This is a genomic window from Paraburkholderia bengalensis (genome assembly GCF_037126505.1).
Lineage (GTDB): Bacteria > Pseudomonadota > Gammaproteobacteria > Burkholderiales > Burkholderiaceae > Paraburkholderia > Paraburkholderia bengalensis.
In genome coordinates, this window is sequence record NZ_JACFYJ010000002.1 from 220,333 (window position 1) to 240,593 (window position 20,261).

The 20,261-nt window shown below is 64.6% G+C and carries 17 protein-coding genes; 10 read left to right on the forward strand and 7 right to left on the reverse strand.

Annotated elements, in window-relative coordinates; all coding sequences use genetic code 11:
• The first annotated feature begins 7 nt into the window (after positions 1–7).
• From H3V53_RS02585 to H3V53_RS02620, 8 genes are all read left to right on the forward strand, one after another.
• The gene (locus H3V53_RS02585; protein WP_336596577.1) at positions 8–478 is read left to right on the forward strand and encodes a nucleoside deaminase; all 471 of its coding nucleotides are present in this window, start codon (positions 8–10) and stop codon (positions 476–478) included.
• Positions 479–1,478: 1,000 nt separating this feature from the next.
• Positions 1,479–1,805, forward strand: coding sequence for an HdeA/HdeB family chaperone (locus H3V53_RS02590; RefSeq protein ID WP_336596578.1), 327 nt, complete (start codon positions 1,479–1,481; stop codon positions 1,803–1,805).
• A gap of 461 nt (positions 1,806–2,266) precedes the next feature.
• Complete coding sequence (locus tag H3V53_RS02595; RefSeq protein WP_336596579.1) at positions 2,267–2,914, forward strand: TetR/AcrR family transcriptional regulator; 648 nt, start codon at positions 2,267–2,269, stop codon at positions 2,912–2,914.
• Positions 2,915–3,017: 103 nt separating this feature from the next.
• Positions 3,018–4,280: an efflux transporter outer membrane subunit gene (locus H3V53_RS02600; RefSeq protein ID WP_473766651.1), complete on the forward strand. Its 1,263-nt coding sequence runs from the start codon at positions 3,018–3,020 to the stop codon at positions 4,278–4,280.
• Entirely contained in the window at positions 4,235–4,609 is a 375-nt protein-coding gene (locus H3V53_RS02605) for a TolC family protein (RefSeq protein ID WP_473766652.1), read from the forward strand. Before H3V53_RS02600 ends, H3V53_RS02605 begins: the two co-directional genes overlap by 46 nt.
• A gap of 62 nt (positions 4,610–4,671) precedes the next feature.
• Complete coding sequence (locus tag H3V53_RS02610) at positions 4,672–5,910, forward strand: efflux RND transporter periplasmic adaptor subunit (protein ID WP_336596580.1); 1,239 nt, start codon at positions 4,672–4,674, stop codon at positions 5,908–5,910.
• A gap of 10 nt (positions 5,911–5,920) precedes the next feature.
• Positions 5,921–9,265, forward strand: a complete 3,345-nt coding sequence (locus H3V53_RS02615; RefSeq protein ID WP_336596581.1) for an efflux RND transporter permease subunit — start codon at positions 5,921–5,923, stop codon at positions 9,263–9,265.
• Between the two features lie 61 nt (positions 9,266–9,326).
• Positions 9,327–9,980 (forward strand): TetR family transcriptional regulator, encoded by a 654-nt coding sequence (locus H3V53_RS02620; RefSeq protein ID WP_336596582.1) that lies wholly within the window; start codon positions 9,327–9,329, stop codon positions 9,978–9,980.
• Between the two features lie 127 nt (positions 9,981–10,107).
• Here H3V53_RS02620 and H3V53_RS02625 read toward each other — a convergent pair whose 3' ends face one another.
• The 4 genes from H3V53_RS02625 to H3V53_RS02640 all read right to left on the reverse strand — a co-directional run bounded on the left by H3V53_RS02625 (position 10,108) and on the right by H3V53_RS02640 (position 14,743).
• The gene (locus H3V53_RS02625; RefSeq protein WP_336596583.1) at positions 10,108–11,514 is read right to left on the reverse strand and encodes a sugar porter family MFS transporter; all 1,407 of its coding nucleotides are present in this window, start codon (positions 11,512–11,514) and stop codon (positions 10,108–10,110) included.
• A gap of 261 nt (positions 11,515–11,775) precedes the next feature.
• The gene (locus H3V53_RS02630; protein ID WP_336596584.1) at positions 11,776–12,696 is read right to left on the reverse strand and encodes an AEC family transporter; all 921 of its coding nucleotides are present in this window, start codon (positions 12,694–12,696) and stop codon (positions 11,776–11,778) included.
• Between the two features lie 118 nt (positions 12,697–12,814).
• Positions 12,815–13,864 (reverse strand): 2-dehydropantoate 2-reductase, encoded by a 1,050-nt coding sequence (locus H3V53_RS02635; RefSeq protein ID WP_336596585.1) that lies wholly within the window; start codon positions 13,862–13,864, stop codon positions 12,815–12,817.
• Between the two features lie 111 nt (positions 13,865–13,975).
• Positions 13,976–14,743 carry a class II aldolase/adducin family protein gene (locus H3V53_RS02640; protein ID WP_336596586.1) on the reverse strand — a complete coding sequence of 256 codons (768 nt, stop codon included), beginning with the start codon at positions 14,741–14,743 and terminating at the stop codon, positions 13,976–13,978.
• A 191-nt stretch (positions 14,744–14,934) separates the two neighbouring features.
• Between H3V53_RS02640 and H3V53_RS02645 the strand changes: the two genes are divergently transcribed.
• Together H3V53_RS02645 and H3V53_RS02650 are read left to right on the forward strand one after the other, a co-directional pair.
• On the forward strand, positions 14,935–15,639 hold the full coding sequence (locus tag H3V53_RS02645) for a Crp/Fnr family transcriptional regulator (protein ID WP_336596587.1): 705 nt from the start codon (positions 14,935–14,937) through the stop codon (positions 15,637–15,639).
• Positions 15,640–16,002: 363 nt separating this feature from the next.
• On the forward strand, positions 16,003–17,394 hold the full coding sequence (locus tag H3V53_RS02650; RefSeq protein WP_336596588.1) for an FAD-binding oxidoreductase: 1,392 nt from the start codon (positions 16,003–16,005) through the stop codon (positions 17,392–17,394).
• Between the two features lie 44 nt (positions 17,395–17,438).
• On the opposite strand, the gene H3V53_RS02655 is transcribed toward H3V53_RS02650, so the two are convergent.
• The 3 genes from H3V53_RS02655 to H3V53_RS02665 form a co-directional block, all read right to left on the reverse strand.
• Positions 17,439–18,158: a DUF1223 domain-containing protein gene (locus tag H3V53_RS02655; RefSeq protein WP_336596589.1), complete on the reverse strand. Its 720-nt coding sequence runs from the start codon at positions 18,156–18,158 to the stop codon at positions 17,439–17,441.
• Positions 18,159–18,212: 54 nt separating this feature from the next.
• Complete coding sequence (locus tag H3V53_RS02660) at positions 18,213–19,067, reverse strand: YkgJ family cysteine cluster protein (protein WP_336596590.1); 855 nt, start codon at positions 19,065–19,067, stop codon at positions 18,213–18,215.
• A 168-nt stretch (positions 19,068–19,235) separates the two neighbouring features.
• The gene (locus H3V53_RS02665; protein WP_336596606.1) at positions 19,236–20,228 is read right to left on the reverse strand and encodes an SDR family oxidoreductase; all 993 of its coding nucleotides are present in this window, start codon (positions 20,226–20,228) and stop codon (positions 19,236–19,238) included.
• Positions 20,229–20,261 lie beyond the last annotated feature (33 nt).

A 20,261-nucleotide genomic window follows, 5' to 3' on the forward strand; every position in this document is an offset into this window, starting at 1 on the left:
GGCCTTCATGACCTCACAGCAGCGCTTTCTCTCCGAAGCCGTTCGTCTCGCGCACGACAATGCCGAAAGCGGCGGCCGCTCTTTCGGCGCAGTCGTCGTCAAAGACGATGCCGTCGTCGCAACCGGTGTGAACCAGATCCTGGGCACGGATGATCCGACCTCGCATGCCGAACTGAATGCGATTCGCGCGGCGAGCCAGCGGCTCGGTTCACCGAACCTCGCGGGCTGCACCGTGTATGCCAGCGGTCACCCTTGTCCCATGTGCCTCGCGGCGATGCGGTTGGCCGGCATCCGCGACGTGGTCTATGCCTATTCGAACGAGGACGGTGCCCCGTACGGTCTGTCGACGGCGGATATCTACGCCGAACTGGCGAAGCCGTTCGCCGAACAAACCGTCAAGATGCGATACGAACCGCTTCGCCTCGAGTCGCGCGGCGATCTCTATGCCGACTGGAAAGCCAGGCAGAACGAAAAGTAGCGCACCGCTTGCGCCGATCGATGACGATGCGGGTTTGCAATGAACTCGGCATGAGTGCGCACGCTTGTGATCTGAGCATAGTCCGTGATTGACTTTGCCTTTTGCGACCTTGAACGGATCGGCGGCTGGCACCCCAGGAAGCGCAAGGTCCCGCATAGCAAGGCCCCTTTCATGCTCGATTACTTGCCATCACAGCATCTGTTCGGGCAATCCCGTTCGAACGATATTTCTACGCGTCGGCCGTTATCGACGTCACGACGCGAATAGACGCGCGTAGTTGTCTTGACCTCGCCGCGAAGGAAGCCAAGTTTCCCGATCAATACCATGCCAGTGCCAAGGCGCTTCTTCGCCACACTGGCAGGATCACGCTCGTCTTCTTCGGCGTGGCCGCTAACCAGGGTGCTGTCGCTTGTCTTGTGACTGGCGTATGCGATCTGTCAACGACCCAATTCGCGAGCCGGATGATTTCGTCGTTTGCGAAATCATCGCTATTCCTGGAGAAGTAAATGTCGAAGTTCTCGTTAGCTGTACATGCAATAGCCGATGAACTCGAAACAACAAACGCGATGGCGACCGTATAGGCTTTAAGCTGCATAGATGACATATCCGGCAATACTGTCTGCGTTGTCGAGGGCTTGGTCCGGGTTCTCTGCGCCAGGCGTTAAACACTTGTTCATGAAGTAGCGCTAAGCTTTCGTGCCCGTTGTGTCGGAGAAATGGCTTGCCTCGTGAATCAGCGTTGATACTACCGAATCTTTGTCCCACGAGAATTCGCCCATGGCGCAGGAATCCGAATTGATGGCGATAGCATGAGTAGCTGTGTCCGGGAAACACACCGAAGCAGCAACGCCTCCAGCGGTTGCCCGCTCGCGCTAACCCCCGCTAATTCTGCGCTTCTACGATGTGCACGAGTACTCGCCGACATGCGCCTCACAGCTTGTTCGGCTCTCTGGTCGCACGCTTGCGACGCATCCATCTTTTCAATCTCATGGAGTGCCTTATGAAGCCCGCCAAAATCGCAATCGTCTTCGCCTGCGTCGCCTTTGCTCAAGCTGCGAGCGCGCAGGAGAAAAAAGTGACACCGGCGAAGATGACCTGCGCTGACTACGTCGCCGTCGACGAAGCGTATCGGCCGGCGCTCGTCTACTGGGTCGCCGGTGTCGACAAACTGGGTGTGAAGGAAACTGACACGATGGTGGTCGATACGGCACAGCCTGTCGGCGAAGCGGTCATGCAAGCGTGCACCAAAGACCCGCACGCACCGTTCATGTCGAAGGTGCGATCGATGATCAAGACCAAGCAGATCTCGCTGTTCCAGCATTCGTAATGACGCGTGCCGCTCGCGCGGCTCAAGGAATGCGTGCGGGCATGTGCCGCGCGCAACTTCCCGGGTAACGGACGATGCGTGCTGCAAACGCACCCAGCCCAGAAGCGGCGGCGGTAGTTCTTCTTTCAGATAATCGACGAGCGTGTGCACGGCGCGCATTCCGTTAGCAAACGCATTAGCAAACAGGAATAAGCGGAAGGAAGCCTAAATCGCCGATCAATAGCGGCCGAAATAATGAATGATTTGGCAGTGCATGTTTTGACAGACACCGCATTAAACGGTCGATTGCACGAACAACAATTTTTTATTGCCGAATCCACTCGTCAATTTTCATTGACTATACTGCCCTAGGCTGTGGTCGTCGGTGCGCGATTGCGCGTTTCTCATTGAAGTCACGGTATTAGTGCTGGCGATTGGGAAACGCGCCTGTAGCGTTTCCGCGCGGCACGTTCTCGGACGCCATGAATCCAGATCGCAAGCACGGGCCGGGTGGGCGCTTGACGGCGTGCGAGTCGAAGGCCCGGCTTCGCGCGGCGATCGAAAGCGCCAAAAGACGCTTCCTGACGGATGGCTTCCGGGAGACGAGTCTCGACGACATTGCGCGCGACGCAGGCGTGGCGAAAAAGACGCTTTATTGTCATTTCGGCAGCAAGGAGCGGCTGTTCAGCTCGATCCTCGATACGCTGGAGCGGACGTGGCAAGACGAACTTCGGCATATCGTCGTGACGGAAGGCGAGCCGGCCGAAGTGCTCGAAAAAGCGGCGCTGCAGCTGCTCGATATCGGCACGCGCGAGGACATGACGCAGCTGTACTGGGTTCTGCTGGTGGAAGCGCGCCGGTTTCCGTCGCTTGCGGCCGGGCTTTATCAGGAGCGCGGACGCCTCACCGGCATCGAGCCGCTCGAACGCTATCTGCGCGCGGCCATGCAAAGCGGCAAGCTCGAATTCGACGACGTCGAACTGGCAGCGGAGCAGTTCGTTCATCTCGTCCTGGCGGGCGTGCGCGCCAGGATGCTCCTGATGACCGCGCGCCGTCCAGGCGCGGCGAGACGACGAACGATCGCGAAGCAGGCGGTCAGGATTTTCATCGCCGGTTGCGCGAAAAAATGACGTCATGCTTTCAAAACGTTTTCGGTTTTAATTCAAATTAATTAGTCATACGAAGTTATGTTGTATTGGTCGGAATGCTGATCCCGTCAATGGAGGCGCGTGCATGAAGACAGCTTCGCGTGCGTTGGGTGCTGTCCGCGCACGGCACGGTCGTAGGGAATGGCGGCTGGCCGCGCTGGGCAGCACCGCGCTCGCCATCGTCACGCTGCTGGCGGCGTGCATGTTGGGGCCGGACTATCGCAGGCCGCAGGTGCAGGTTCCCGAAGGCTTCAAGGAAGGCGTCGACTGGCAGCGCGCCGATGCGAATCCGCAAGCTGCCATCGACAGCACATGGTGGCGCATGTACGGCGACGAGAAGCTGGACAGTCTCGTCGATCAGGCGTTGCGGGCCAATCAGTCGATCGCCGCAGCGGAAGCGGCTTACCGGCTCGCGCTCGCCACGGTCGAAGCCAATCGCGCGGGGCTGTTCCCGATCGTGACGGCTAGCTTCTCCGCCTCGCGTTCCGGCGGCAATCTTGCGGGGCTCGGCGCGGCGCGCGGTTCCGGCTCGTCGACGGCGGGCGCGCCGGGCAACAGCGTTGTCGCGCTCGGTTCCGTCAACTGGGAACTCGACCTGTGGGGCCAGATACGCCGCCAGATCGAGGAGGCGAAGGCGAACGCGCAGGCGTCGGACGCGCAGCTCGCCGGCACGCGCGTTTCGATCGCGGCCAGCGTCGCCACCGATTACTTCGCGTTGCGCCAGGCCGACTACGACATCCGGTCGCTGACGGAGCAGCGCGACGCTTACGCCCGCATCCTCGCGATCGTGCAGACGGCGTACGTGCAGGGCGGCGCCTCGAACGACGACGTGCTCGTTGTGCAGCAAGACCTCGAAACGGTCATCGCCGATCTGCAGACCACGCAGATCAACCGCGAGCACGACGAGCACGCGCTGGCCGTGCTGGCGGGCGTGCCGCCCGAAGCGTTCAGCATCGCGCCCGATCCCGACTATCGCTTCGTCGCGCCTGCTGTGCCGACCTCGCTGCCGTCGCAACTGCTGGAACGTCGCTACGACGTCGTCAGTGCCGAGCGCACGGCGGCCGCCGCCAACGCGACCATCGGCGTGGCGGAAGCCGCGTTCTTTCCGACGCTCACGCTATCCGCCGACGGCGGTTTCGCGCACAGCACGCTCGCCCATCTGTTCACGGTGCCGAACCGCTTCTGGACGCTCGGGCCGCAGCTCGCGCAAACGATTTTCGACGGCGGCGCGCGCACGGCCGCCGTTCCGTTCACGAGGCACGCGCGTCTTATGACGAACAGGTCGCCAACTATCGCAACACGGTGCTCGGCGCGTTTCAGAGCGTCGAAGACAGCCTGTCGTCGATGAATCATCTGCGCGCGCAGGAGAGCGCATTCGCGAACGTGCTCGACAGCAACACGCGGCTATTCGCGAGCCAGGAGGCGCAGTTCAATGCGGGCGCCGTCAGCCAGCAAAACGTGCTGACCCAGCGACTGACATTGATCCAGGCGCAGCAGAGTCTGCGCGATACGCAGGCGCTGCTCGCGCAGAGTCACGTGCAGCTCGTGAAGAACCTCGGCGGAGGATGGCAGCGCGATGACGCCGACATGACATCGACGCCAGCCGCCGCATCGCCGGCTTCGGAAAGCGCACTGCTACGCCCCGTCGCGCAGCAATCCTCGCACTCTGCCGATTAATCGGCACGCTGTTCAACACGACGCGGCATCGTACGGCGGCGTCACGCAAGAACGGAGTTCTCATGATGTCACGTCCAGAGCGCGTGCCGCTGTCATGTCTGTGTCTGTTCGTGCTCGCCGCCTGCTCGAAGCAGGCGCCGCCGCCGCCGCCGCCGCAGGTCGCGACGGTAAAGGTGCAATCGCAGTCCGTGCCGCTCGAACGCCACTTCGTCGGCCGCCTGTCGGCGTACTACAGCGCGAACGTGACGGCCCGCGTGTCGGGGGTGCTGCTCAGGCGCGCCTACACGGAAGGCGCGCAGGTGCGCGCGGGGCAGTTGCTGTTCGAGATCGATCCGACCTTCTACCGCGCGCAGCTCGACAACGATCTTGCGCTCCTGGCGGAAGACCGCGCGACCTACATCAACGATCACATCACCGCCGAGCGCAACCGCAAGCTGCTGCCCGTCGGTTCGGTTTCGCAACAGACCGTCGACAACTCCGACGCCGCCGAACGCAGCGCGGCCGCCAAGGTGAAGGCCGACGAAGCGACGGTCCAGAGCGCGCGGATCGCGTTGGATTACACCCGCGTGACGGCGCCCATCGGCGGCATCGCGGGGCAGCAGCAGGTCACGGCGGGCGCGGTGGTCGGCAGCAGCACGATGGACACGGGCGGCAACGGCACGCTGCTGACCACCATCCAGCAGATCGACCCGATGTACGTGAACTTCACGATCAGCTCGGCGGATCTCGCGACGCTGCAGCAATCGCAAACGGGCGGAACGGTCGATCTTTCGCAGCAAGGCCAAGTGTCGGTGCGCATCGCGCTGCCCAATGGCGCGCCGTATGGCAACGCCGGCGTGCTCGATTTCTCCGACGTGACGGTGAACGCGTCGACGGGCGCCGTCAATCTGCGCGCGCTGGTTTCGAATCCGCAGCGGCGCCTCTTGCCCGGCATGTTCGTCTCGCTGACGGTCGACTTCGGGCGGCAGAACAACGTGTTTCTCGTTCCGCAGCAGGCCTTGCTGCGCGATACGACGGGCGGCTACGTGCTGACGGTCGGCGCGGACAGCAAGGTGGCGCGCAGGGACGTCGAGACCACCGACAGCCGCGGCGCCGACTGGATCGTCACGAAGGGGCTGAACGACGGCGACGAGATCATCGTGACAGGCGTGCAGGTCGCGCACGAAGGCGCGTCCGTCAAGACGGTTGCGTGGCAGTCGCCTGCTGCAGGGTCGCCCGCGTCGTCCGCTGCTGCGACGGCTGCTGCATCGTCGGCATCGGCATCTCCGGCTGCACCGGCTTCGGCCGGCGCGGCGAAGTAGGAGGCCGTCCATGCCGAGTTTCTTTATCGACCGTCCCGTCTTTGCGTGGGTCATCGCCATTCTGATTTCGCTGTTCGGCAGTATCGCGGTGCGCACCATGGGTATCGATTCGTATCCCGACATCGCGCCGCCGCAGGTCACCGTCACCGCGCAGTATCCGGGCGCGAGTGCCCAGACGATGGAATCGACGGTGACGCAGGTGATCGAGCAGCAACTGACGGGCATCGACAACCTGCTGTACTTCAGCTCGACGTCGAGTTCGAACGGCCAGACGCAGATCATCCTGACGTTCGCGACGGGCACGAACCCCGACATCGCGCAGGTGCAGGTGCAGAACAAGGTCACGCTCGCGGAGCCGCTGCTGCCTTCGCAGGTCACGCAGCAAGGCGTGATCGTCGCGAAGTCGAGCCCGGACATTCTGCTGTTCATCGCGTTGCAGTCGAACAATCCGGCGATCGATGCGGGGCGTCTGTCCGACATTCTCGCGTCGCAGATTCAACCGGTGATCGGCCGCGTGACGGGCGTCGGCAATACGACGCTGCTGGGCTCGGAATACGCGATGCGTATCTGGCTCGACCCCGACAAGCTGCAGAGTTACGGGCTGTCGACCACTCAGGTGCTCAACGCGGTCAACGGACAGAACGCGCAGTTCGCGGCGGGCTCGCTCGGGGCCGATCCCGCCGTGAAGGGGCAGGTGTTCACCGCGACCGTGTCGGGCGACCGCCTGTTTTCTTCGTTGCAGCAGTTCCGCGACATCATCGTCATGTCGAACAACAACGGCACCACGGTCAGGCTGAGCGACGTGGCGCGCGTCTCGTTCGGCTCGCAGACTTACGGGCAGGCGCCCAGGTACAATGGCAAGCCCGCCGGCGGCATGGCCGTGTTCCTGCTGCCGGGCGCGAATGCGCTGACGGTCGAGAAAGCCGTGAAGGCGACGATGGACACGCTCGCGCGCGATCTGCCGGAGGGCGTCTCGTGGAGCGTGCCGTACGACACCACGCCGTTCATCACCGCGTCGATCACGGATGTGATCCGCACGCTGATCGAAGCCATCCTGCTGGTGTTCTTCGTGATGCTGGTCTTTCTGCAGAACCTGCGCGCGACGATCATTCCCACGCTCGTGATTCCCGTCGCGCTGCTCGGCACGTTCATCGGCCTCGCGGCCCTGCACTACACGCTCAACCAGTTGACGCTGTTCGGCATGGTGCTCGCGATCGGCATCGTGGTGGACGATGCCATCGTCGTGATCGAGAACGTCGAGCGCATCATGACGGAGGAACATCTAAGCCCGCGCGAGGCGACGCGCAAGGCGATGAAGCAGATCACGGGCGCCATCGTCGCCATCACGGTGGTGCTGTCCGCGGTGTTCGTGCCGTCCGCGCTGCAGCCCGGCGCGACAGGCATCATCTACGCGCAGTTCGCGCTGACGATCGCGGTGTCGATGGGCTTCTCCGCGTTTCTGGCGATGTCGTTCACGCCGTCGCTGTGCGCGGCCATTCTCAGGCCCGAGCATCAGGTGAAGAAGAATGCGTTCTATCGCTGGTTCGACCGGACCTTCGAGTGGACGACGACTCATTACCTCAGTCACGCGGGCAAGGCCGTGCGTCACGCGCCGCGCTGGATGGCGGTGTTCGTGGTCGTCGTGATACTCACGGGGTTTCTGTACACGCGCCTGCCGACCAGTTTCGTGCCCGATGAAGATCAGGGCTTCGCGCTCGCGCTCGTCAACCTGCCGCCCGGCTCGACGCTCGAGCGCACCAATCACGTAATGGGCGAGTTGCGCGACAAGCTCACCAACAGCCCGCTCGGCAAGGACATCGTGGGCATCTTCCAGCCGGAGGGCTTCAGTTTTGTCGGCACGAGCGAGAACGTCGGCATGTCGTTCATCAAGCTATCGGACTGGGACAGGCGCTCGCAGACGGCGATGAAGCTGATTCCGCAGATGAACCGCATCCTGTCGTCGATCACCGATGCGCAGATCTTCGTGGTGAACCTGCCGACCATTCGCGGCCTGAGCCAGTTCGGCGGCGTCGACATGTATCTGCAGGCGCGCGCGGGACAGTCGCGTGCGGAACTCGGCGAGGCGCAGCGCACGTTGCTGGCGAGCGCGTCGAAGAGCCCCGTGCTGTTCGGCATCCGGCCCAACTCGCTGCCGAATTCGCCGCAACTGGAGATCGCCGTGGACCGCACGCAGGCTCAGGCAATGGGGCTGTCGCTGACGGATGTATACCAGACGCTCGAGATGGAGCTGGCGCCGTTCTACATCGACCAGTTCACTTATGGCGGACGCGTGAAGCGGGTCTATATCCAGGCGGACGCGCCGTTTCGCATGTCGCTCGATGCGTTCCAGCATCTCTATACGCCGAGCCTGTTCCCGGCGAACAGCACGTCGGCCGGCAAGAGCACGACGGGCACGGCGGTCGGGTCGAATGGCTTCGTGACGGCGGTCGACCCGTCGCCCGCCAACACGTCGATCGCGCCTTATAACATGGTGCCGCTTTCGAGCGTCGTGAACGCGAAGTGGGCATTCGGGCCGACGGTGCTGCCACGCTACAACGGCTATTCGTCGATCGAGATCGTCGGCAACTCCGCGCCCGGCTACTCGACGGGGCAAGCCATCGACACGCTGAACAACATCGTCAATCACCAGTTGCCGCGCGGCTTTGCGGCTGACTGGACGGGGCAGTCGTACCAGGAGCTGTTGTCCGGCTCATCGGCGACGACGCTGATGGCGCTGTCGATCGTAGTGGTGTTCCTGTGTCTCGCGGCGCTGTACGAAAGCTGGTCGATTCCCGTGTCGGTGCTGCTCGTCGTGCCGCTCGGCCTGCTCGGCATGCTCGCGTTCTGCCTGAGCTTCGGCGTGCCGAACGACATCTACTTCAAGATCGGGCTCGTGACGGTGATCGGCCTCGCGGCGAAGAACGCAATCCTGATCGTCGAGTTCGCCGTGGAAGGTCAGCAGAACGGCATGACGCTGCGCGACGCTGTGCTGACGGCGGCGCGCCTGCGGCTGCGGCCGATCCTGATGACATCGATGGCGTTCATTCTCGGCGTGTTTCCGCTCGTGATTTCATCGGGCGCGGGCGCCGCGTCGCGCCACGAGATCGGCACGGGCGTGATCGGCGGCATGCTGTTCGCGACCTTTCTCGGCTTGCTGCTGATCCCCGTGTTCTATGTGGTCGTGCGGCGGCTGCTCGGCGACAAGCTCGACGAGGTGTCGCACAAGATGCCGCATCACGGCGACGGGCACGACGGCGATGGCGGCGGCAGCGGAACTGCGGGCGATCAGGGCGGTGCCGCGCCGGACGATGGCCCGCCGCGCGACGGGACGCCAGGTGCAGGCGCGCCCGCGTGACGGATGCACGCACGCCGCGTGCGCGGCGCTCTTGAGCGACTCTCGAACGGTGCAAGTACCGATGAGACGGACCCGGCAGCAGGCGCGCGAAACGCGCGACCAGATTCTCGACGCGGCCGAGCGGCTGTTCGCGGAGCATGGCGTGTCGCGCACGTCGCTGGAGGAGATCGCGCTGCACGCGGGGTGCACGCGCGGCGCGATCTACGGGCACTTTCGCAACAAGAGCGACCTGTTCGTCGCGCTGACGAGCCGCGTGATGCTGCCGATGGAGCTGCTCGTCGCGGCGACCGTCGATGCCGCGGAACAGAACCCGCTCGGCCGCATACGGCAGCTGCTGTTGTACGTTCTCGGCAAGGTCGTGGTCGAGCCGCACAGCCGCCGCGTGTTCGAAGTGCTGTTCACGAAGTGCGAAAACACGAAAGAGATGGAGCTGGTGCTGGAGCGGCAGCACGACGCGGCGCGCAACGGCAGGAAGTATCTCGAACTCGGGCTGCGCAATGCAATCGACAAGGGACAACTGCCCGGCAATCTCGATACCGCGCGCGCATCGAGCGTGGTGCATGCCTTTCTTGGCGGCGTGCTGCGGGACTGGCTGCTCGAACAGGATTCGATCATGCTGCCGCGCGATGCCGAATTTCTGACGGACGTCTGCATCGGCATGTTGAAGTATTCGCCTTCGTTGCGACACGCCCGCGCGCAAGGCTCGCCGCCGTGACGAATCGCGCTGCGTGGCGGGGCGAGCGCGGCGGCATGACTGCGATGCCGCGCAGCAAAGCGCGGGCGGCCCGCGATGGGGCCGCCCGGTCGTCGAAGGCGTCGTGCGTTTGGACGCGAAGCGATCGCTAGTTTCCCTTGCCTAGATCGCGCAGGCGCTTGCCGGACATCAGGTCGTTGCCGAGCTTTTCGAGCGAGACGCCGCGCGTCTCGGGGACATAGAAGTACACGACGATCGCGAAGATCACGTTGAGGATCGCGTACAGCACGAAGGTGTTCGCTTCGCCAGCCGTCGACAGCAAGCTGAGAAACGTGGCCGCGACGGCCATGTTCGCCACCCAGTTGACCAGCGTCGAGACAGCGATGCCGAAGTCGCGTCCCTGCTGCGGCTGGATCTCCGAGCAAAGAATCCAGACGAGCGGCCCCGCGGACATCGCGAAGCCCGCGATGAAAAGCAGCAGCGACGCGACGGCCAGGCTCTGCGCCGCGACGCTCGCCACGCCGGCATGCAGCAGAAACCCGAGCGCGCACATGCCGAATGCCATGATGGCGCAACCCGCGTAGAGAATCGGCTTGCGGCCCCAGCGATCGACGAAGGCAATGGCGCCGAACGTCGCCACGACGTTGACCAGACCGACGATGACCGTCGCCCAGAGTTGCTGCTCATGGGTACCGAAGCCCGCCAGCTGGAAGATGCGCGGCGCGTAGTACATCACGACGTTGATGCCCGTGAGTTGCTGGAAAACCTGCAGCACGATGCCGAGCAGCACCGAGCGGCGGAAGTTCGGATTCGCGCGCAGCAGGCTCCATCCGCGCTGGGGACGCGTGTTGTCGTCGTTGACCTGATCGAGTTCTGCTTGAACATCGGCGGGATTGCCGTACAGGCGCTGCAGCACGGCGCGCGCTTCGGCGGCGCGGTTTTTCTGCAGCAGCCAGCGCGGGCTGTCGGGCAGGGCGAGCACGCCTGCCAGGAAGATCGCGGCGGGGACGGCGATGATGCCCAGCATCCAGCGCCAGTCGGACACGTAGGACAGTCCGATGTTCGACAGGAACGCAGCGAGAATGCCGACGGTAATCATCAGCTGATAGGTCGAGATCATGGCCCCGCGCACCTGCCGCGGCGCGACTTCCGACAGGTACAGCGGCGCCGTGAACGACGCCATGCCGACAGCGAGACCGAGCAGCAGACGCGCCTCGATCAGTTGCGCCGGGCTGCCCGCGAACCCCGACCACAGCGACCCGGCGATGAAAAACATCGCCGCGAGCGCCAGCGCATGGCGCCGTCCGAGCCGCCACGAGAGCCAGCTCGCGCCCAATGCGCCGAGCGCCGCGCCGACCATCATCGAGCTGACGATCCATTCCTGCGCGCGGTCGTTCAGGACGAAGTGCTTGGCGATGAAAGGCAGCGCGCCCGAAATCACACCGATGTCGAGGCCGAACAGCAGGCCGGCAAGCGCTGCCATCAGGCAGACGAACAGGCCGTAACGTTTGGACCGCGAGGGTGCGAGGACACGGCTGTCAGCGAGAGTGCTCATGGGATGTCTCCAGGTTCCTTTTGTCATACCGATCGAGGCAGCGGTCGGGCGCTTTCGCTTCGGCCGTTGCGTCTGCGTGCATGATCGGACGGGAAAATTAGCGCTGGGTGAGGACGCGCGACGGCTTCGCGCGGCAACGCGAATTGTGCGGGGACAACCCTGGAGAACGTGAGACCTGAGACCTGAGACCTGAGACCTGAGACCTGAGACCTGAGACCTCAGACCTCAGACCTCAGACCTTGAGGCGGCCGCGAGACCGCGTCAGACGATACGCAGCCACGCGAGCAGCGTGAACACCGACAACAACGTGGTCATCGAGATGACGCCGCTCACCACTGTTTTCTCGACGTCGTATTCCGCGGCGAGCACGTAGGCGCTCTTCGCGGTCGGCACGGCCGCGCAGACGACGGCCGCGACGGTTGCCGTCCGGTCGAGTTGCGCCGCGACGCACAGCGCGTAGACGACGAGCGGCACGATGGCCAGCTTGAGCACCGTGAGCAGCGCGTAGAGTCTGAGCCGCTGGCGCAGTTCGCCGAGCGTCAGATCGAGGCCGATCGCGAACAGCGCGCAAGGCGTCAACGCTTCGCCGAGGATCGTCAGAAACGACCCGACGGGCCTGGGCAACGGCACGCCGACAATCGACCAGACCAGTCCGCAGAGGGTGGCGAGAATGACGGGGTTGGTCGCGATCTGCCGCACCAGCGCGGCTCCGCGCAGGTTGTGCTGGGCATCGGGCCGGTCGATTTCGAGGAGCACGACCAGCACGGGGAAGATGATCGCGCCGACGAAGATCGTCGCGATGGCGGCAGCGAGCACGCCGGGCTGGCCGAACAGCGATTTCAGGATCGGCAGCGCGACGAAGCCGGTGTTGGTCATCGAAACGGCGGCGCCCAGCATTGCGCTTTTTCGCAAGCTCGCGCCGCCCGCGACGCGCTCGAACATCATCACGGCCGCGAAGCACACCATGGAGCCGCCGCCGAACGCGGCGACGAAGCGCCAGTCGAGAAGCGAGTGGAGCGTCTCGGCCGCGATGGTCAGAAACACGAGCGCCGGCATCGCGATGTAGTAGGCGAAGCGCATCAGCGGTCCCGCCAGATCGCGCGGCATGTAGCCGGAGGCACCGGCAATCCATCCCGCCAGAATGATCGCGAAGATCGGAAGTATGGTGCCCGCGAGATGCATGAGACCTCCCGTGACGATCGAACGCGCCGACGCGCGCCTAAGCATGCGCCATTATCGAAGAAAGCAACGCGCGACGTCGGTATGGGGCGGCGCGCTGGGCAAGCGCGCCCGCTCATCGCTATGCGGGCAGGCGTTGGCTCCGTGTGGAAGGGCCCTGCGACGCAGCGCGCAACTCGGCCAACAACGCGTCGCCCGTCCACGACGCACGCGCTTCCTGGTGCTCCGCTTCATGTACCAGTTGGCACAGGCGCGCGTTCACGGGCGCGGCGAGTCCAAGGCGGTCAGCGAGCTTGACCACTTCGCCGTTGATCCAGTCGACTTCCGTTGCGCGTCGCGCCTCGAGATCGTCGGACATCGACGAGCGCGCGAGCGGATCGATCGTCAGCATCGCGCGTGCAAGACGCGCGAACCATGCATCGGGCAAGCCGAGAAAGCGCGGCATCCAGGCGGGCGGAATGGGCGTCAGACGCGCTGGCCGAATGCCGGCCCGCGCGAGCAGCGCGAGCGTCTCCGTTTGCGCCATGCCGAGGCAGCGGCGATACGCGCGCTGCGAAAGCTCGTCTTTTAGCGGCCGGTTCGACAATGCATTCACCGCGTTGTTCAGGTTGAGCAGCAGCTTGGCCCATTGCACGGGCAGCATGTCGGCGTGCTGTTGCAGCGGCAGCCCCGCCTTCGCGAAGTCGTCGACAAATGGCTGGATGCCGGGCGCGCGCCGGACCTGCAGTTCGCCGCCCGACCCCTGGTGATAAGCGCCCGGGCCGCGTTCGACGACGTTGAACGGCACCATGCCTTCGAGCACCGTCTGGTCCGGCAACGCGGCGCGCAGCACGTCGGCGTTGCCGAGGCCGTTCTGGAAACTCACCACGACGGTGCCAGCGCGCAACACGCCTGCCAGTTCCGCCGCGACCGTCGGCGTCGCCGCGGACTTCACGGTGACAAGTACGAGATCGGCGGCGGCGGCTGCCGCGCAGTCGCTCGACACATCGATGCGCTCACGCGGCACCGACCAGCGCCGCTCGCCGAACTGCGACAGTGTCAGCCCATGCTCGCGCAACTGGTTGCCGATGCGTTCGCGCGCGATGAAGGTGACGTCGCTGCCGCCAGCGAGCAACCGCCCGCCGACGTAGCAGCCAATGGAACCCGCGCCATAGATACAGATTTTCGCCATGCCATGTCCTGATCGGGCCGCGTGCCGTACCGTCGATGCGCTGGGCAGCAAGCGCGGCCCATGAGAGGTATGCTGCCCGGTTCCCGCATCGGTCCTTCGAATGACGATGCGTCAGTCCGCATAGCCGGGGTTGCGCCGGTCGAGCCGCCGCAGCAGCCCCGGCCACACGAGTTGTCCGGGGCTCGCGCCGCGCATTGCTTCTTTCGCCTGTTGCCGGATACCGTCGAGGATCGGCTGCGCGACGGGCAGCAGCTTCCCGCCGCCTGCCTGCGCGCGAACCTGGATCATGCACGAGACTTCAAAGAAGTACATCGCGACGAAGGCGTCGGCGGGCGTTGCGCCGACGGTCAGCAGGCCGTGGTTGCGCAGCATCAGGTGGGTACGGCTGCCAAGGTCGCGCACGAGCCGGGGCTTTTCGTCCTCGTTGAGCGCGATGCCTTCGTAATCGTGATACCCGAGCGACGCCAGCACGATGAGCGATTGCTGCGACAGCGGCAGCAAGCCTGCTTCCTGCGCCGACACAGCGGCGCCGTTGACCGAATGCGTGTGCATCACGCACAGCGCATCTTCGCGCGCCGCATGAATCGCGCTGTGGATGGTGAAGCCGGCGGGATTCACTTCGTAGGGCGAATCGGACACCTTGCGTCCGTCGAGATCGATCTTGACGAGCGACGACGCCGTGATCTCGTCGAACATCATCCCGTACGGGTTAATCAGGAAGTGATGCTCGGGGCCGGGCACGCGCGCGGAAATATGCGTGAACACGAGATCGTCCCAGCCGAACAACGCGACAAGCCGATACGCCGCCGCAAGATTGACGCGCGCGTCCCATTCGGCGGGGGACACTGCCTGCTTCAGGCTGATTTCAGACGAAGCCATGTCGACACTCCTTGTTCGAGGGTTCGTGCGGTCTGCAGGTGCTGCTTCCAGGGGAGACAAGTACAGGTATAGACAACGTACAAGCGGTTTCATCCGGTGGCGCGCAAACCGCGCCGTCAGCGAAGCCCGTGACGGCATGATGTCGGCAATCGCGCGTAAAATCTGTCGCCTAGCCGACACGTCGACCTGCTATGGATCCCAGGCTGCTTCGCTATCGTCCGCAACTCGAATCGACGCCCTGGTTTCGCGGCCTGCCCGTCGAGTTGCAAGACTATCTGACGAGCCACGCAACGCTGCTGCGGCTGGAAAAAGGGCAGGTTCTGTATCGGCGCGGCGACCGTTCTTACGGCTTGTATGCCGTGCTCGAAGGCGCGCTGTCGATCGGCACGGTCGGCGTCGACGGCAGGGAATCACTGGTCGCCGTGCTGGGCCCGACAGCGTGGATCGGCGAGATCTCGCTGTTCGACGGGCTGCCGCGTCCACATGACGTGATCGCCGTGAGCCGGGCGTTTTGCCTGCACGTGCCGGAAGCGGCGCTGCAAAGCCTGCTCGACGCCACGCCGCGCTACTGGCGGGATTTCGCGCTGTTGATGGCGCAGCGCCTGCGCATTTCGTTCAAGAGCACTGAGTCGCTGACGCTGCAGCCTGCCGCGCAGCGTGTGGCAAGCCGTCTGCTCCTGATCGCCGAAGGATATGACGGCCTCAATGCCGTGCGGAGCACGATCCGGCTCTCGCAGGATAGTCTGGCGTCGATGGTGTCGCTGTCGCGGCAAACCACGAACCAGTTGCTCAAGAGCCTCGAGAGCCAGCAGATCGTCAGTCTGAAATTCGGCGAAATTCAGATTCTGGACATCGAGCGGCTGCGCGCCGCGAGCGTCGGCGCGTTGAAACTGTAATCGAGCGCTTGCGCAGACCTGCAGTGGAGCAATCACGACGCGTCGAGGCGATCGTCAGCGCGAGTGGCCATTCCTGCCGTTCACCTTGATATGCAGATTACATTTTCCTAAAGTTAAGCTGGCCGTGTCGGACCCGGGCGACGACTTGCACGTCGTAAGCGGCGCGATCACGTCGCCTGATGGCCCTTGCCTGTACCGAACATTCCGACGACCTGATCCGCCTATCAGCAAAGCGTGGCCCTTCACCGCTTTATCGCGGACCTTCGGCCCTTACGGACCATGCACGCATTCGTAAAACGTTTCAAATAAACATCGGCGCATAGGCGTACCGATGGACGGGCAGCGTCAGAGAAGGAGAGCGCAATGATCGATGCTTCCGAAGTTCGTCAATCTGGTTTCCGGGGAGAACTCATTCAATCCGGCGATCAGAACTACGACGAGGCGCGGGCCGTCTTCAATGCGTCGATCGACCGGCGTCCCCTCCTGATTGCGCGCTGTCTCGATGCCGACGACGTGGCGATCATCGTGGCGCTCGCAAGAAGCCGCGATCTGCCGCTTGCTGTGCGCAGCACCGGTCACAGCGTCGCCGGATATGCCGTTTGCGACGGCGGCGTCGTGATCGATCTGTCGCCGATGAAGGGCATTACCGTCGATCCGTCGGCTCGCACCGTGCGTGTGGAAAGCGGCTGCAACTGGGGTGAAGTGAACGATGCACTCCAGCCGTATGGGCTCGCGGCCACGGGCGGTTTCGTGTCGATTACGGGCGTGGCGGGACTGACGCTGGGCGGCGGGCTTGGCTGGCTGGTCCGCAAGCACGGACTCGCGCTGGACAATCTCCGGAGCGCGGAGATCGTGCTCCCCGACGGTCGCAACGTGACGGCCAGCAGCCACGCAAACGAGGATTTGTTCTGGGCGATACGCGGCGGCGGAGGCAACTTCGGCGTGGTGACATCGTTCGAATTCGACATACATGAGGGCGGGACCGTGCTTGCGGGCATCGTGCTTCATCCCGCTCATGCGGCGTCGGGCGCGATCCGCAAATGGCGGGATCTCGAACGGGAGGCACGGGAGGAATCGACGCTAGGCGCGCTTCTGTTTCACATGCCCGACGATCCTTCGCTGCCCGAGCCGATGCGCGGCGCGCCCGTTGCGGGACTCGGCGGCGTCTACGCCGGTCCACTGGAAGACGGCGAGCGAGCGCTACAGGCATTGCGCGAATACGGGCCGCCCCTCGTCGACAAGTTCGCACCCACGCCGTACAACGAGGCGCAACGCATGGCGGACTTTCTCTGGCCGCCGGGCCTGCACAGCTACTGGAAATCGAGCTATCTCACGTCGCTCGACGACGCGGCCATCGACATCGTGGTCGATCGTTTTGCGCGTGTCCCCTCGCGGCAAACGGTGATTGTGCTGGAGAACTATGGGAACAGCGCGTGGAGCCGCGTTGCCGAATCGGCGACCGCGTTCGGCCATCGCGATTGGCCGTGGAATATCGTGGTGACGTCTGCGTGGTCGGATGCGCAGCACAGCGAACGCAATATCGCGTGGACGCGCGAATTGCTAGAGGCGCTTGGCCCCTATCGAGCGCCGGGTGCGTACGTCAACTACCTGGGCGGCGACGAGGGCGAGGCGGGATTGCAGGCAGCGTATGGCGCCAAGCTCACGCGGCTCGCTGCCATCAAGGCAAAGTATGACCCCGCCAACCTGTTGCGCCTGAACCAGAACATCGCGCCCGCGCAGCATGCGGGCGCCTGAGAGACGGACAGCGAAGGGCAACCCGAGGCAACCACGCCCGTCGCTTATTGCGCAGGCGCCTCGGCTGCATCGGCAACGCGTGCGGCACCGACAATCGCGCCATCCGCGGCTTCGAGAAGTACGGCGAGATGCTCACCCGCCACGGCGCCCGCATGCAGCGTCAGCGCCGTGCCGGACCATTCGCCGATTGGCGCAAACCCCCGCACGACATTCGATTCGGTCAGCGTATGCCCCGCGTTCTCGCCGCGCCCGATCGGCGTCACGTGGCGCGCGTCGTAGCCTACCAGCAGCACGCGCGCGCGCCCCGTGCCCGGACCGATGGACACGGAAACGCCGCCGCCCGCGCGCGTGGCGCTCACGGTCGCGGCCGTCACATCCAGGGACTTTGCGTGATCGATGGCCATGCCCGCAGCCGCGCGATTCGAGCCCACCACCTCGGCCTTGCCGTCGATCACCATCTGCGGCGTGTATTCGAAGCCGCGAAACCGCTGGGCGTACTGGGCCTGGCGCGCATCGGCGTCGTCGAACGAAAACGGATCTTTCCAGCCGAGCTGATTCCAGTAGGTGACGTGGAACGCCAGCGGCAGCACATCGGCGCGTGTGTCGCTCAATTCGGAGAGAAAGCGATCGGCCGGCGGGCACGACGAACAACCCTGCGATGTGAATAGTTCGACGACGACGGGACGCGGCGCAGCAGCGAACGCATGCGAAGCGAACAGCGCCGCAGCGGCGGCGCAGGTGGCAGTGAGAAAACGGGCCAGCATGTCCTGACTCCAGATGAAGGCGTTAACGGTAATTCGCTCGCCGTCACGCGCTGGTTACAGTCGATACGTTTCCGGCGTGTCGGGTGAATCCCGTCGATCGCTGTCGACATCGCTGTCGAAGAAGCCCAAATATGTCAGGGCTTGCGCGGCGCCTGGCGGTTGCTCGGACAGTTGGGCGATTGCGCCGATCGAGCGCAGCGTCGCGAGCGTCGTCGAACGGTTTGTCATGAAGCGCCAGGCATGCGATGAGCCGGGCTCCCGGTTATCGGGCGGCGCCCCCGATTGCCGCGCCGCTTGCAGTGCTGCTCGCAGTGCTGCTTCAAGGCGCTGGCGCTGCGGCGCGTAGACAGCGAAACCCTCGTTGGCGAGGGCGGCGGTGTCGTACCCGAGCAGCGCGCACAAGCGAGCCTTGGCGAAACGGTCGCGCTCGTCAGACTCGCGCGACTGCGCGACGAGCGCCGCTGTGTCGGCATTCACGATCTGGCCCGCGTGCATCAGCAGCGGACCGGCGTCGGACCACGCATCGGCAGGACAGGCCTTCGCGGCGGGATCGAGCGGCAGGAACGGATTGACCTCGGCGGGATAGATGCGGCACACGCGCGGACGCTGCTCGTACGCGCCGCAAGTCATGTCGGGGCGCAGGTTCGGGCACGCGCCCTCGAATACGGCGACCAGCGTCACCGTGACGCGCACAGGCAACGTGCCGCTGTGCGCAGCGAACGAGCGGCGGCGCCGGTGCCGAGCGAGCGCGTCGCCTGGGGGCGGCTCTTGCGGCCAGACGATTGCATCGCAAAACAGCTGCACGTTGCCGCCGCGCGCGATCCATTTGAGCGCTTCATCGACGGACAGCGGCAGGCGCAGATCATGACAGCAACGGCCGCACAGGGTGCATGAAAAGTGAACGGACATAGGCAGGCGCGGCGAACGGTAGTGGGCGAGTCGGTTAGTTCGTCGGTCGGGCGGCGTCGGTTACACGTCGACGTCAATCAGCGGCGTTTCGTTTCGCGGCGCGTATGTCGCGTATGTCGCGCATGACGTTCATGCGTTTGCGCGCATCCCCAAGACGCGCGGGCGTGCTCAGCTACGCCGGCGAATGAGGCCGACGCAAAGCGTCGTGAGCGCGGCAACGCCCAGGAGTGCGAGTTTGCGATGCGTGTCGAGCCAGAGCGCGGGGCTCGACGATGACGCTTCGGAATCGAAGCGCCCATGCACGCGATGCAGTCCGTGCACCGGCTTCCACAGGTTCGACGGTCGCGTGGTGCTGGCGATCTTCGCGTCCTGCTGCGCGTCGACGCCTGTGCGCCCCAGATAGCGGTCGAGCAAGCCAGGTATCCACTGGTTCGCGACGATCGCCTTGATCGACGAAGCGCCGACCCACACTTCGCGGCGCCCGTGCGTCGCGGCCCAATAGATGGCGCGCGCCGCGACTTCCGGCTGGAAGATCGGCGCGACCGGGCGCGGCGCATGCGGCATCTGGTTCTCTGCCCATTCGAACTGCGGCGTATTGAGTGCGGGCATCTGCACCATCGTCACGTGCACGCGGCTCTTGCGCTGATGCAATTCGCAGCGCAATGCGTCGGTGAATCCGCGTATTGCGTGCTTGGCGCCACAGTACGCGGATTGCAGTGGAATCGAGCGATAGGCGAGCGCGGAGCCGACCTGCACGATCACGCCGCGATCGCGCGTCATCATCCGTTTCAGCGCGGCCATCGTGCCCCACACGAAGCCGTGATACGTCACATCGGTGATGCGCGCAAAGTCGTTGTGCGAGATGGCATCGACGGGTGCAAAGGCCGTCACCATCGCGTTGTTGACCCACACGTCGATCGGGCCGAGCCGCGATTCGATCGACGCGGCGGCGGCTTCCACGGCCTGCGCGTCGCTCACGTCGACGGGAATGGACAGCACGCGCACGCCCGCCGCGCGCACTTCCTGAGCCGTTTCGTGAAGCGGGCCGGCATCGCGCGCGAGCAGCGCGACGTCGGCGCCGTGCCGCGCGAATTCGAGTGCGGCAGCGCGGCCCACGCCCGCCGTCGCGCCCGTGATTGCCACGATCCTCGGTGTGCGCATTCTGTTCACGATTCACCTCCTCGCTATCCGGTG

What these genes read in the sequence shown, in the direction of transcription:
- H3V53_RS02630 (WP_336596584.1), bottom strand. Translation starts at nt 12,696, where the DNA reads ATGCATCTCGCGGGCACCATACTTCCGATCTTCGCGATCATTCTGGCG.
- H3V53_RS02590 (WP_336596578.1), top strand. Translation starts at nt 1,479, where the DNA reads ATGAAGCCCGCCAAAATCGCAATCGTCTTCGCCTGCGTCGCCTTTGCT.
- H3V53_RS02595 (WP_336596579.1), top strand. Translation starts at nt 2,267, where the DNA reads ATGAATCCAGATCGCAAGCACGGGCCGGGTGGGCGCTTGACGGCGTGC.
- H3V53_RS02610 (WP_336596580.1), top strand. Translation starts at nt 4,672, where the DNA reads ATGATGTCACGTCCAGAGCGCGTGCCGCTGTCATGTCTGTGTCTGTTC.
- H3V53_RS02600 (WP_473766651.1), top strand. Translation starts at nt 3,018, where the DNA reads ATGAAGACAGCTTCGCGTGCGTTGGGTGCTGTCCGCGCACGGCACGGT.
- H3V53_RS02640 (WP_336596586.1), bottom strand. Translation starts at nt 14,743, where the DNA reads ATGGCTTCGTCTGAAATCAGCCTGAAGCAGGCAGTGTCCCCCGCCGAA.
- H3V53_RS02655 (WP_336596589.1), bottom strand. Translation starts at nt 18,158, where the DNA reads ATGCTGGCCCGTTTTCTCACTGCCACCTGCGCCGCCGCTGCGGCGCTG.
- H3V53_RS02650 (WP_336596588.1), top strand. Translation starts at nt 16,003, where the DNA reads ATGATCGATGCTTCCGAAGTTCGTCAATCTGGTTTCCGGGGAGAACTC.
- H3V53_RS02625 (WP_336596583.1), bottom strand. Translation starts at nt 11,514, where the DNA reads ATGAGCACTCTCGCTGACAGCCGTGTCCTCGCACCCTCGCGGTCCAAA.
- H3V53_RS02615 (WP_336596581.1), top strand. Translation starts at nt 5,921, where the DNA reads ATGCCGAGTTTCTTTATCGACCGTCCCGTCTTTGCGTGGGTCATCGCC.
- H3V53_RS02660 (WP_336596590.1), bottom strand. Translation starts at nt 19,067, where the DNA reads ATGTCCGTTCACTTTTCATGCACCCTGTGCGGCCGTTGCTGTCATGAT.
- H3V53_RS02620 (WP_336596582.1), top strand. Translation starts at nt 9,327, where the DNA reads ATGAGACGGACCCGGCAGCAGGCGCGCGAAACGCGCGACCAGATTCTC.
- H3V53_RS02665 (WP_336596606.1), bottom strand. Translation starts at nt 20,228, where the DNA reads ATGCGCACACCGAGGATCGTGGCAATCACGGGCGCGACGGCGGGCGTG.
- H3V53_RS02645 (WP_336596587.1), top strand. Translation starts at nt 14,935, where the DNA reads ATGGATCCCAGGCTGCTTCGCTATCGTCCGCAACTCGAATCGACGCCC.
- H3V53_RS02585 (WP_336596577.1), top strand. Translation starts at nt 8, where the DNA reads ATGACCTCACAGCAGCGCTTTCTCTCCGAAGCCGTTCGTCTCGCGCAC.
- H3V53_RS02635 (WP_336596585.1), bottom strand. Translation starts at nt 13,864, where the DNA reads ATGGCGAAAATCTGTATCTATGGCGCGGGTTCCATTGGCTGCTACGTC.